At 69.9% G+C, this 14,596-nt stretch carries 2 protein-coding genes; one reads left to right on the top strand and one right to left on the bottom strand.

Annotated features, from left to right (window positions below):
• Positions 1-93: 93 nt before the first annotated feature.
• Positions 94-13,824, top strand: coding sequence for a non-ribosomal peptide synthetase (locus K3M35_RS02750; RefSeq protein WP_220665939.1), 13,731 nt, complete (start codon positions 94-96; stop codon positions 13,822-13,824).
• Here the strand turns inward: K3M35_RS02750 and K3M35_RS02755 are convergent.
• Positions 13,803-14,474: a TVP38/TMEM64 family protein gene (locus tag K3M35_RS02755; RefSeq protein WP_220665973.1), complete on the bottom strand. Its 672-nt coding sequence runs from the start codon at positions 14,472-14,474 to the stop codon at positions 13,803-13,805. The genes K3M35_RS02750 and K3M35_RS02755 overlap by 22 nt on opposite strands.
• Positions 14,475-14,596 lie beyond the last annotated feature (122 nt).

The raw sequence follows: 14,596 nt of genomic DNA on the forward strand, positions 1-14,596 counted from the left end.
TCGCGAGCTGTGCACGATGCTCGAGGGCATCCGGCTCGACGAGGCGCTCCCGTTCGCCGCTGCCGCTGCACACATCCTCGTGAAGGGGGCGCTGTGGCCACTCCCGTCGTAGGCACCGCGCAGAACTCCGACGCGCGCGCGGGTGCGTTTCCGCTGACTCCGGCCCAGTACGGTATCTGGCTCGCCCAGCAACTCGTACCCGAAGTCCCTTTCGTCATTGCCCAATACGTGGAGTTCCGTGGAGAACTCGATCTCGAGTTGCTGAAGTGGGCGTCGACGACCGCCGGTCGGGAGTTCGAGACCGTCCTCCTGCGCCTCGTCGACGTGGACGGCCGTCCGTACCAGGTCGTCGACCGGGACCTCGATGTACCCACCGAGGTCGTCGACCTCCGTGACGAATCCGATCCGCGGGGGGTGGCCGAGGAGTGGCTCCGGCGGGATGTGGAAGCACCCGTCGACCTGATGGCAGACCGGTTGTGCCGCATAGTGGTTCTGCGCACAGGTGATGCCAGTTACCTCGTGTACGTCAAAGCCCATCACATCGCGCTCGACGGGTTCGGAGCGATGATCATCGTTCGCAGGGGAGCCGAACTCTATTCCAGGGCACTCGCCTCCCGGAGTTCCGGCCAGGACGGGGCCCCGCCGGAGAAGCCGCCGGCGGATCTGCGGACGTTGTACGAGAAGGACCGGCAGTATCGCGCGTCGAACCGATTCGTCGCGGACCGTGAGTACTGGAGCGAGCGGATCCGCGACCTGCCCCATGTCGACACCACCGAGGTGCCCCCGGCGGTCCGGACCATCACGGCGGAGGCGGATCTGTCGGACACTGCGGACGTCTACCTGTCGGGGTCCCCGCCGACGCGGGACGCCTCCTCGGCCGCAGTGGTACTCGCGGCCGCCGCCTGTTTCTTCTCGCGGCGGTCGGGACGGTACGACGTGCTCGTGAACATCCCGGTGTCGGCGCGGACGACGGCCGAGCTGCGACGCTCCGCCGGAATGCTCGTCAACGTGGTTCCCCTGCGGATCCGGGTGGATCCGAGCGAACCCGTCGAGGATCTCGTCCGGCGGATGCAGGTCGAGCTCGTCGGAGCCCTCCGACACCAGGCGTGCGGACTCGACGACATCCGCCGGGCGACATCCGAACCGGTGTCCCGCTTCTCGGTCCCCTTGGTCAACGTCATGCTGTTCGATCAGCAACCCGTACTGGGCGACATCGTGGGAACACCACATGTCCTGTCGCGCGGGCCCGTCGGGGACCGGCTGATCACCGTCCACCGCCGCAGTGTGCCGGTCGGCACCGTGATCGAATTCCGGGCGAATCCGAACCGATACGAGGAGAACGAGATACAGGCGCAGTGCATCTGTTTCACCGAGATCCTCGAGCAGTTCGTCGCAGCCGCCCCTCGAACGCCGGTCGGTTCGATCCACCCGCCGAGCGCCGGAGCGGCCGCACCTCGTTACCGGCGGAACACCGTGCTCGATCACTGGCGGCATCTTCTGGCCGGTGCACCTACCCCGCCCGCCCTGTCACCGTCCACGCAGGCACCTGCCGGTGGACGGGCGGGCAACGCGGGATCTGCTTCGGCGTGGGCGCAGTTCGTCCATCCCCTCGGCATCGGACCGGGTCGAGCGAGCGCCGAATGTGCCGACGATCGTGTCCCGATCCTGCAGGCTGCCAACGCGATCCTCGTCGCCAGGTCGGGTGGTACCGACGACGTCGTCCTCGGTGTCCCTGCCCCGGCCGGTACCGCTCCTGCTCGCACGGTCCTGCCCCTACGCACCCGAGTGCGCCTCGACGAGCCGTTCCGAGATCTCCTCGAGGACATCTCCCGGGGGACTCGGGACGCTCTCGCACACGCCGACATACCTGCCGCGACACTGCTCGACGCGCTGGCGCCGACACGGAACGGATCGCGCGCCCCACTCTTCCGCGTCACCGTCGAAGGACGGGGCGATGCGGACAGGGAGGTGGAGAACGCCGTCCTCGGCGACGTCGGCCTGCGTATCGATCTGGAGCGTCCGCGATCCGGCGACGGTGCCGGGCGCGAGTCGACGTCCACGGACGTGCTCCGCATCCGATACGCCACGGACGTCTACACCGCGCCGACCGTCGAGCGCATCGCCCGCCGACTGGAACGTATCCTCCTGACGGTCGAAGAGGATCCGGAGATACGGGTCGGCGACATCGATCTGCTCGACGCAGCCGAACGGACCGCACTCGCTCCCGTGACGGGTCCGCCGCCGGTGACCGAACGCCTGCTGCCGGAAATCCTCACCGACGCTGCACTCCGCACCCCCGCGGCCACCGCAGTGTCGTGCGGCGAGACCCGGATCGACTACCGGGAACTCGACGAACGATCGAATCGGCTGGCCCGCATGCTCGCCGAGCGCGGCGCAGGACCGGAACGTTTCGTCGCGATCGGCATGGCCCGGTCCGTCGACTCGATCGTCTCGATCTGGGCCGTGGCGAAGACGGGCGCGGCCTTCGTTCCGGTGGACCCCGCCTATCCACCCGTCCGGATCGAGTACATGCTGCGCGACTGCGGCGCCGTGCTCGGACTCACCACTACCGGCGAACGGTCCCTGCTTCCCGGCACCGTGCCGTGGACCGCGGTCGACGATCCGGAGGTGGTCACGGAGACGACGCGATACACCGGGTCTCCGGTGACCGACACGGACCGGTGCGCGCCCGCGCGTTCGGATCAACCCGCCTACCTCATCTACACCTCCGGATCGACGGGACAGCCGAAAGGCGTGGTCGTCACCCACGGGGGACTGTCGAACCTCGTCGCGCACACCCGCACCCTCGCCGACCACGACGCGCGGGTCTGGCACGGGACATCCCCGAGCTTCGACCTGGCGGTACTGGAGTTGCTCGTGGCGTTCGGCTCGGCGGCGCACCTGGTGATCGGCCCGCCCGATGCGTCCGCCGGTGACGACCTCGCACATGCATTGCGCGCCGAGCGGATCACCCACTTCTGCACCACTCCTGCGGTCCTTGCAACGATCGATCCGGCGGTCCCCGAGGACCTCTCCTTCGTGAGCGTCGGCGGTGAGGACTGCCCGGCATGGCTCGTGGAGAAATGGGCGCCGGGCCGCCGCATGGTCAACGGGTACGGGCCGAGCGAGATCACCGTGCAGATGGCGTCGGAGGACCTCGTGCCCGGCAGACCGGTCACCGCAGGCACTCTCGGACCCGGATTCCGGTCCGTCGTGCTCGACACACGCCTGAATCCGGTGCCGCCCGGGGTGATCGGCGAGCTGTATCCGGCAGGACCTGCCCTGGCGCGGGGATACCACCGGCGACCGGGGACGACGGCGACGCGGTTTGTCGCCGACCCGTTCGGGCCGGCGGGGTCGCGGATGTACCGCACCGGCGATCTCGTGCGGTGGTCGACGAACGACGACAGCGCAGAGAACGACAGCGCAGCGGCCACCTCGGGTCTGCGGCTGATCTACGCGGGGCGCGCCGACCTGCAGGTCAAGGTGCGGGGGCGGCGCATCGAACTCGGCGAAGTGGAAACAGCACTGCTCCGCCACCCCGACGTCGAGCAGGCCGTGGCGGTGGTCCGGCGCGAGACCGGATCCGACCGGGTCGTGGCGTACGTGGTGCCGCGCACCGGTTCGGTCCCGGATGCCTCGACGATTCGTGATGCGCTCGCGGCGGAACTCCCGGATTTCATGGTCCCGGCTGTGGTGGTGCCGCTGGCAACTATGCCGATCACGGCCAACGGCAAGCTGGACCGTGCCGCGCTGCCGGCCCCGGACCGCCGGGGCGTGCTCCATCGTCCTCCGCGCACGGGGCTGGAACGGACTCTCACGGGGGTCTTCGCGGACGTTCTGCATCTGTCCCCGGATCGGGTCGGCGTCGACGACAACTTCTTCGAACTCGGAGGCGATTCCCTGTCGGCGACCGGCGTCGTGGCGGGGATCCGGTCCGCACTGCACGTCGAAGCACCCATCAGGATGCTCTTCGAAGCACCGACGGTCGCCGAGCTGGCACCGCGCCTCGCGGAGTGCGGTGTCGCCCGGACGCCGTTGACACCCCGACGCCGGCCGGACCGGATCCCGTTGTCCTACGCGCAGTCCCGGTTGTGGTTCATCCACCGTTACGAAGGTCCGTCGCCGACCTACAACATCCCCATGGCGGCACGCCTGACCGGACGGGTGGACATCGACGCGATGAGGGCGGCGTTCGGCGATGTCGTGGCACGCCACGAGTCCCTGCGCACGGTCTTCGAGGAATCCGACGGAGTCGCCTTCCAGCGCATCCTGCCGGTCGAGCGGACCTCATTGTCGCTGCCTGTGCGGGCAGTGACCGCCGACGAGGAGCACGCGACCGTGCGCGCCGAGGCGCGGCGGCCCTTCGACCTGTCCACCGACATTCCGGTGCGGGCCACACTGCTGCGGACCGGTTCCGACGACCACGTGCTGGTGCTCGTGCTGCACCACATCGCCGGCGACGGCGCGTCGATGGTGCCGCTGGTGCGCGACATGCTGCTGGCATACGCGGCCCGGTCGGCGGGGACCGAACCACGGTGGGATCCATTGCCGGTGCAGTACGCCGACTACACCCTGTGGCAACGGGACGTGCTGGGGGACGAGGACGAGACGGGAAGCATCCTGCACGGGCAGTTCTCCTACTGGCGAGAAGAACTCGCCGAGGTCCCGGAATGCCTTTCTCTTCCGCTCGACCGTCCCCGCCCCGCGGTGCAGTCCTTCCGCGGTGGCCGGGTGGAGTTCACGATCCCCGCGGAGCTGCGCCTCGCGGCGGACGACCTGGCTGCCGAGCACGGGGCCACCGCGTCGATGGTCTTCCAGTCGGCACTCGTGGTGCTCCTGCACAAGCTCGGTGCGGGAGACGACATCACGATCGGTGGTCCGGCGGCCGGGCGGACCGATGAGGCTCTCGCCGATCTCGTCGGATTCTTCGTCAACACCTGGGTGCTGCGCGTGGACGGCATCACCGGACGATGGACGCTCGCCGATGTCCTCGACCGCGTGCGGGCCAAGGCGCTGGCCGCCTACGAGAACCAGGACGCGCCCTTCGAACGGTTGGTGGAACTGCTCGCCCCGGCGCGCTCGACCGCCCATCACCCGCTGTTCCAGGTCGCATTCGCATTGCAGAACAACCCGCTGCCGAGCCTGGACCATCCAGACATCCACGTCGAGATGCTGCCCGTCGCGACCGACATCGCGCGGTTCGACCTGTACATCAGCGTGTCGGAGCGCGCGTCCGCCGAGGACGGCGGGCTGCTCGGCAGCATCGAATACGCGAGCGATCTGTTCGAGCGCGACACCGTCGAACGATTCGCGGACCGGTATCTCCGTGTCCTCGACTCCCTCGTGAGATCGCCGCACCGACGGGTCGACGCTGTCGACCTGCTCGATCGATCGGAGCGCGACCTGCTCCTCGACGCGTGGAACGGCCCGGCTGCCACCACCGATGACCGGACGGTTCCGGCCGTGCTCGCCGAACGGGTCGCGGCGACACCGGACGCACCGGCGCTGACCAGCGTCACCGGCCGATGGACCTACCGCGACCTCGATGCCCGGGCCAACCGGCTGGCTCGTCTGCTTGTCGAGTTGGGTGTGGGGCCCGAGTCCGTGGTGGTCGTCGCCCTGGATCGGTCCCCGGCACTGGTCGTCGCTCTTCTCGCGGTGTCGGCGGCGGGTGGCGCCTATCTGCCGTTGGACCCCGCCTATCCGAGCGAACGCACCGCCTTCGTCCTCGCCGACGCCGCGCCCCGCGTGCTGGTCACCGACAGTCGATTCACCTCACATGCGACCCCCGCCGTCGTCGTGGTCGTCGACGAGGCGGGCCGCCCGACGTCCCACGCCCTGCCCGACGATGCGCGACCGCTCACCGACTTCGACAGGATCGCGCTGCTGCACCCGTCGAACACCGCGTACACGATCTACACGTCCGGTTCCACGGGTGTCCCGAAGGGCGTGACCGTCACGCATCGGAATCTCGTGCACCTCGTCGAGCACGGATGGACCGGTTCGCGACCGCGACACCGGATGTCGCTGGTGTCCTCACCGGGTTTCGACGCGTCGGTGTACGAGATCTGGCCCGCCCTGATCGGCGGTACCGAACTGGTGCTCGCGCCACCCGGTCTGCTCGATCCGTCGACGGTCGCGCGGATGATCTCCGAACACGGTGTGACGACGATGTTCGTCCCGACACCGCTGTTCCACGCCCTCGCCGACCCCGCCGTCGTTCCGGAGCGGGTGTGGGACGGTGTGGACCAGGTGGTCACGGCCGGTGACGTGCTGTCCCCGGAGGTCGCACGCCGCTTTCACGAATCGCATCCCTCGACGTTGCTCGTCAACGCGTACGGACCGACGGAAACGACGGTGTGCGCGACGATGTACCTCGTCGAGGACGCGTTCGCCCGAGGAGACCGCGCGTCGGTCCCGATCGGCACGCCGATCCCGGGAGTGGCGGTCCTCGTCCTCGACGCCGGACTGCTGCCGGTGCCTCCCGGTGTCCCCGGCGAGTTGTACATCGCCGGGGACGGGGTCTCCCGCGGATATCCCGGTCGTCCGGCCACGACCGCGGCACGATTCGTGGCATCTCCGTTCGGCGGGCCGGGGGAGCGGATGTACCGCACCGGCGACGTCGTGCGGTGGATCCGCTCGACGAGCGATGCCGAGGGCCCGGGTGGGCACCTGGAATTTGTGGGCCGCTGCGACGATCAGGTCAAGGTCCGTGGCTTCCGGGTCGAACCCGGTGAGATCGCAGCGGTCCTGGGTGCGCATCCGGCGGTGGCCCGCGCCGCCGTGGTCGTGCGGGAGACTCCGGGCCACCACGAGACCGGACGACTGGTCGCGTATGTGGTGCTCGACCGGGAACAGACACTGCTCGCCGACCCGACCCGCGCGACCGGCACCGTCGAGCGGTGGAGGGCACTGTACGACGACGTGTACTCCGCGCCGCCGCCCGAGGACAGCGGCGACACCGGCGCCTTCGCGGGCTGGAACGCCACCGACACCGGGCAGCCCATCCCGGTCGAGCAGATGTGGGACTGGCGCGACGCCGCAGTGCGGGCCGTGCGGCGGCTCCGGCCCCGGCGTCTGCTCGAGATCGGCGTGGGCTCCGGTCTCCTGCTCCGAGAACTGGCCCCCGACTGTGCCGAGTACTGGGGCACGGACTTCTCGGCCCCGACGCTCGAGACGCTGCACTCCGCCGTGCGATCGCAGCCGTGGGCCGATCGGGTGACGTTGAGGACGCAACCGGCGCACGCGACCGAGGGGTTGCCCCAGCGGTACTTCGACACCGTCGTGCTCAATTCTGTGATCCAGTACTTCCCGGATGCGGCGTATCTGCTCGAGGTGCTCCGGAAGATCCTGCCGCTGCTCGCACCCGGCGGATCGATCCATCTCGGCGATGTCCGGAACCTGGCGCTGCTGCCGTACTTCGCCGCCTCCGTGGAACTCGCCCGTGCCGACGGCACCGAGACCGCGGACACGATCCGCGAACGCGTCCGTCGTGCCGCGCTCTCCGAACGGGAACTGCTGCTCGCCCCCGAGTTCTTCACCGGTCTGCTCCGTCGTCTGCCCGGTGTCACCGGGGTCGACATCGAACTCGGCCGGATGCGGACGGCCAACGAACTCGGCCTGTACCGCTACAGCGTGGTGCTGCACACCGGTACCGGACCCAGGTCGCTCGCCGATGTTCCGTGCCGGACCTGGGCGGGATTCGGAACACTCGCCGCGTTCGCCGACCAGCTACGGACCGACCGTCCCGACGCCCTGCGCGTGACCGGCGTACCGCACACCGCCCTGCAGTCCGTGATCGCCGCGACGACCTCCCTCGATGCGATGCCCGGCCACACGCTCGTACCGGAACCGGACCTCCGGCCACGATCGGACGGCATCGGTCCTGCGGACTTCGATCTGCTCGGCGCCGAACTCGGCTACCGGGTCGCCGTGACGTGGTCGCAGGAACCGGGATCGATGGAGGTGATCGTCTTCCGCGACGACCCGGACGACAAGGCCGATGCAGCGCTGACCGATGTGTACCGTCCGGCCGATGACATCGGCAGCCTCGCCCGCTATGTCAACGACCCCGCCGCAGAGGAGCGTCTCGACGACGTCCGTCGCTTCGTCCGAGAGCGGTTGCCCGACTACATGGTTCCGGCCGCGTTCGTCCACATGGCCGACCTGCCGGTGACGGTGCACGGCAAACTCGACCGCCGCGCGCTGCCGGCCCCGGAGGTCGCGACGCGGAGCGACAGCTACATCGCACCGACCACCGACACCGAACGGGCCCTCGCTCGGGTGTTCGCCGACGTGCTCGGCGTCGACCGGGTGGGAACACAGGATTCGTTCTTCGCTCTCGGCGGCGATTCGATCATGTCGATCCAGCTGGTCGCGCGGGCCAAAGCTGAGGGACTGGTGCTCTCGCCCCGAGATGTGTTCGAACACAAGACCGTTGTAGCGCTTGCCGCAGCGGTCACCCTGGCCGGACGGGCCGAGATGACGCTCGAGGAACTGCCGGGTGGTGGCGTCGGCGACGTTCCGCTCACCCCGATACTGCGGTGGCTGGTCGGGCACGGCCGAACGTATCCGGGCTTCTGCCAATCGGTGTCGGTTCCGCTGCCGGATCGACTCCGCGAGGCCGACCTTCTCGCGGCCCTGCAGGCGGTCGTGGATCGGCATGACATGCTGCGGGCGCGGCTCCACGCGGAGCCCGGAACGCCTGACGCGCTGCATCTCGAGACACGGCCCATCGGATCCGTCTCGGCGTCGTCGATCCTGCGTCACGTCCGGGTCGACGACCTCACGGGGCCCGAATTCACCGCGATCGCCGCCGCCGAGCACGCTGCCGCGACCGGACGGTTGGATCCCGGCAGGGGAGTGATGTTGCAGGCGGTGCGATTCGAGGCGGGACCCGCGTCGCGGCTGTTGCTCGTGGCACATCATGCCGTGATCGACGGTGTCTCCTGGCGGATCCTGCTGGGCGACCTCGCTGCTGCGGCGGCTCGACTCGAACACGGACTCGACCCGGATCCCGCACCGACGGGCACCTCGATGCGCCGCTGGGCGCATGGTCTCGTCGAGGTCACCCGCCGCGGCACGCGCGCGGCCGAACTACCGTTCTGGATCTCGACCCTGTCGGGTCCGGATGCGCTGCTCGGCGCCAGAGAGCTGGACCCCGCGGTCGACGTCGGGGCCACCGTCGACACCGTCACCGTCGAGGTTCCCGCTCCCGCGACCACCGCGCTGCTGAGCGTCCTCCCGGTGGCCTTCCACGGGAGCATCGTGGACGGTCTCCTCGCAGCCCTGGCCGGAGCCGTCGTCGCGCAGCGCGCCGAGCGCGGGATCGACCTCGCTCGGGTGCTCGTGGCGTTGGAAGGGCACGGCCGGGAGGAGCAGGTGGTGCCGGGAGCCGATCTGTCCCGGACGGTCGGATGGTTCACCGCGGCCTATCCGGTGCGACTGGACCTGACCGGTATCGACGTGGAGGCCGTGGAACGCGGCGGCACCGCAGCGGGAACCGCGATCAAGACCGTCAAGGAACACCTGCGTGCCGTTCCCGACCACGGGATCGGATACGGGATGCTGCGGTATCTCGACGACGAGGGCCGCGCCGCGCTCGAACCCCTGCCGGCACCCCGGCTCGCCTTCAACTTCCACGGCCGGAGCACGCTGCCGGACGCCGTCACGGACATCGACTTCGGCGGTGGCCTCGATCCCGCTCAGCCGGTACCGGCGGTGATCTCCGTCAACGCCATGGTCGTCGACACCGCTGACGGTCCGGTGCTGCGCGCGGATCTCGCCTATGCGACCGGGGTCATCGCCCGCCCGGAGGTGTCGGATCTGGCCGAACGGTGGCGACGCATGCTGAGCGGCCTCGCCCGTCACGTCGCCGAACCGGGCGCGGGAGGGCACACCCCGTCGGATCTGCCGCTGGTCCCGTTGAGCCAGGAGCGCCTCGACGAGCTCGAGCGCCGTTATCCCGGCCTCGAGGACGTGTGGCCTCTCACCCCCTTGCAGACCGGCTTCCTGTTCCATGCCCTCCGGAACGATTCGATCGACGCGTACACGGTGCAACTGACCCTGCACCTGGGCGGTGTCGTCGATCCGCGACGCCTCCGGCGGGCGGTGGCCGCCCTGGCGGCGCGGCATCCGAACCTGCGGGTGAACTTCGTCTTCGACGGGGAGTCCCCGCCCGTGCAGGTCGTGCAGGCGTCGGTCGAACTGCCGTTGTGTGAGCGGGATCTGAGCGATCTGGACCCCGAGGATCGTGTGGTGGCACTGGTCCGACTGCAGACCGAGGACCGGACGCAGCGTTTCGACACGGCGCACGGACCGTTGGTGCGCCTGAGCCTGATCAGGATGGGACCGGACGATCACCGGCTGGTGTTCACCAACCACCACATCCTGCTCGACGGTTGGTCGGCGCCGTTGCTGCTGAAGGAACTCCTCGTGCTGTACGGCACCGAGGCGGACACCGGGGTTCTCCCGCCGGTACGTCCCTACCGGGACTACGTGCGGTGGCTCGTGCAGCAGGACCCGGCGCCCGCGCGCGACGCCTGGTCGCGGTACCTGGCCGGTCCGGATCGGCCCACGCTGGTCGCCCCGGACGCCGAGCAGTCCTCCGTGCAGGCCCTGTCCGAGGAGACCACACGGGCGCTCGATCCTGCGGACACCCGGCGCCTGGAGGCCTTCGTCCGGGACCGCGGACTCACCGTCGGCACGGTGGTGCAGGTCGCGTGGGGGATCGTGCTGGCGAAGCTCACCTCGCAGCGCGACGTCGTGTTCGGATCGACCGTCTCCGGGCGGCCCGCGGAGGTCGACGGGGTCGAGGAGATGATCGGCCTGTTCGTCAACACGGTTCCTGTGCGGGTTCGGCTCGACCCGTACGAGACGCTCGCCGTGCTCGTCGAGCGAATCCGTGCCGAGCAGACCGCGCTGCTCGACCGGCATCACCTCGGCCTCACCGAGATCCAGCAGGTCGCCGGACCTGCCGCCGGGTTCGACACCCTGACGGTGTTCGAGTCGTATCCGGTCGACCGTGCGGCTCTGTCCGACGCGGTCGACATCGCGGGCATGCAGGTGCGCGAGGTCACCGGACACGATTCCGGCCACTATCCGCTGACCCTCATCGCACACGTCGACGACGCGCTGCGGCTGCGACTGAGTTACCGTCCGGACCTGTTCGACGGGGCCGCGGCCGACGCGATCGTGTCGCAGGTCGCCCAGGTCCTCGAGGCCGTCGTCGACCGGCCGGCGGTGCCGCTCGGCCGCCTCCGCTGGTTCGGGGACGAGGTGCCGGTCGTGTCCGCTCCCGGCACCGCCCCTTCACGGATGTGGACGGAGATCCTCGACGACTGGATGTCACGGTCCCCGGAGTCCGTCGCCGTCGTCGATGCGGGCAGGCAGTGGACCTACGCGGAGCTGGACGAGCGGGTCGAGCGGCTCGCACATCTGCTCGTCTCCCGCGGAGCAGTACCGGAGACCACCATCGTGGTGGCGATCCGGCGATCGTTCCTGCGGGTCGTCGCGATGCTCGCCGTCGTCCGTGCCGGTGCCGTCTACGTGCCCGCCGACCCCGACCAACCCCGCGACCGCGTCACCGCGATGATCCGGACGGTCACACCGCTCTGCGTGCTCGTCGACGGACCCGAACCGGCGGTGCCCGACGGGGTATCCGTCGTGCCCGTCCGGGACCTCGACCTCGACGGTGCGCCGGCAACGCCGGTGCCGGATATCAACCGCCGCGTGCCGGTGCGCGCCGGCAACACGGCGTACGTGATCTTCACGTCCGGATCGACGGGCACGCCGAAGGCGGTGACCGTGACGCATCGCGGTATCGCCGAGCTGGTCGATCGGCTCTCGACGGTCGCCGACCGCGAGTCGCGTGTCGCGCAGGCGATGCTGCCGGTGTTCGATGCCTCGTTGCTGGAGACGATCGTCGCGTTCTCGGCCGGGGCGCGGCTCGTCGTGGTGCCACCCGGTATCGCCGCCGGCGACGACCTCGAGCGTGTGCTCGCCGACGAGGAGATCACGCACCTGTACACCACACCCGCGGTGCTGGCGACGCTGGATCGGGACGCGCTGCCGGCTCTGACCTTCGTGAGCGTCGGTGGCGAGGCGTGCCCGCCGTCCCTGGTGGAGACGTGGGCCCGTAGCCGTCACATGGTCAACGGCTACGGTCCGAGCGAGGCCACGGTGATGTCGAACCTGCTCGATCCGCTCGTCCCCGGCGAGAATCCCACCGTGGGACCGCCGATGCCCGGTTTCGACGAGTACCTGCTGGACTCGTACCTGCAACCCGTCGCCGGCGGCGCGGTGGGGGAGCTGTACCTCGCCGGACCGGGTCTGGCGCGAGGGTATGCGGGACAACCCGGCCTGACCGCGACGCGTTTCGTCGCCGACCCCCTCGGCGCACCGGGGCGCCGGATGTACCGCACGGGGGACCTGATGCGCTGGACCCGCGCCGCGGCGGGCGCCGAGCCCGTCTACGTCGGGCGCAGTGACTTCCAGATCCAGCTGCGCGGTCTGCGCATCGAGCTCGAGGAGGTCGAGGCGGCACTGCTCCGGCATCCGGCCGTTGCCCAGGCCGTGGTCGTAGTGCGTGACGATGGTAGCGGCGACCGGCTGGTCGGATATGTGGTGCCCACCGGGACCGTTCCGATCGAGGCGCCCGAGATCCTGCATTTCGCGGCCACCGGGCTGCCGCGGTACATGGTCCCGTCGGTGATCGTCGTGCTACCGGGCCTGCCCGTCACCCCGAGCGGGAAGGTGGACAGGTCGGCGTTACCGGCGGCCGCGCCGGTCGGGGCTGCCTACCGGGCGCCGCGCACACCGACCGAAGGTGCCGTGGCCCGCGCGTTCGCCTCCGTCCTCGAACGCGATCGGATCGGGATCGACGACAACTTCTTCGACCTCGGCGGCAACTCGCTCGCCGCGACCGCCGTGGCATCGAAGCTGCGCAGCGAGCTGGGCCGGGAAGTTCCCCTGTCCCTGGTCTTCCTCGACCCCACACCGGCCGGCCTCGCGGATCGCCTCGGCGAGCCGACGGCGACCACTGCTCCGACGACCGGCATGTTCGATGTGCTGATCCCCCTGCGAGGGCACGGTCACCGCCCACCGGTGTTCTGCGTGCATCCCGCGATCGGCTTGTCCTGGGTGTACGCGGGACTGCTGCGCCACCTGCCGGATCGGCCGGTGTACGGGCTGCAACTGCCGTACCTCTCGGGCGGACCCCTCGACGCGACGCCCGCCGAACTGGCGCACCGCTACGTCGAGGAGATGCGGGCCGTGCAACCGCAAGGTCCCTACACCGTGCTCGGCTGGTCCCAGGGCGGACTGATCGCCCACCACATGGGTGTCGAACTGCGCGCCGCGGGGGAGACCGTCGACCTGGTCGTCCTCGATTACTACCCGCTCGAACGCGAGCGGCGTGCCCACACCCACGCGGAGCTGCTGGCGGGACTGGGCATCGAACTGCCCCACGCGACGCCGGACGAGATGACCTCCGAGCAGCTGCTCGACGCGGTGAACCGCAGTCTCGGGCACGAGACCGGACTGTCCACCGCCGACCTGGAGCGGATCCTCACGGCCTATGCGCACGTCCATCGGGCCGCGCCGACGCTCGACCTGCGATGTTTCGACGGCGACCTGCTGTTCGTCGCCGCGGCGCGATCGCTCGGCACGGACGACGGTGCGTCACCGGCCCTGTGGCGGCCGTGGGTGTCCGGCACGATCACCGAGCACACGATCGACTGCGACCATCTGGAGATGATGACCCCGGCCGCGCTCGCCGTCCTCGGCCCGATTCTGGCCGACTATCTCGTCGCCGGATCCTGATCCGGCTCGACGACGGCGTCGAGCGCCGAACCGGCGGGCTCGGGGAGTCGAGCCTCGAGCAACAGCCCGGCGAGACCGAGCGCGATGCACACCCCGGTGATCACCATCAGCCGCGGATCGGTCTGCCCGGTCAGGGCGTCGCCGAGGAGTACGACCGCCACGGTGCCCGGCAGGATGCCCACGACCGTCGCGAGTGTGTAGGGGACGAGACGGACCGCCGAGACGGCGCAGCAACAGTTCACGACGAAGAACGGGGCGGCGGCGATCAGCCGCAGGGAGCCGACCGCGAGCCATCCGCGGCGTGCCAGCCGCAGATCGATCGCTCTCGCCGCCGGGTGCGTGAGGCGCGATTCCACGGCCTTGCGTCCGACGGCCCGCACGAGCAGGAACGCCAGGACGGCGCTGACCGTGGAGGCGGCGACCGTCACGCCGATACCGACGGCACTGCCGAACAGCACGCCGGCGCTGAGGGTGAACACCGTGCGCGGAATCGGGGCGATCGTGACCAGGGCGTGGACGGCGAAGAACGCCAGGACAATTGCCGGGCCGTGCACCGATTCCGACCACTCCCGGATCTGGGCGATCGTCGGATGCGGCACCACGAGAGCTACGACGACGAGAGCCGCCACCAGGCCCAGGATGCCGAGCACTCTGCGGTCTGCGGCAAGCCTCGTCACGAGCGTCCACACTACCGGCCGGGCGGTCTCTTGCATCCCCGCGAGCAGAGTGACGAAGGCGGCACGATAACGTTCCGATCGAGGACGTCGTTATC

Origin of the sequence: Rhodococcus sp. DMU2021 (assembly GCF_019641445.1) — a bacterium.
GTDB lineage: Bacteria > Actinomycetota > Actinomycetes > Mycobacteriales > Mycobacteriaceae > Rhodococcus > Rhodococcus pyridinivorans.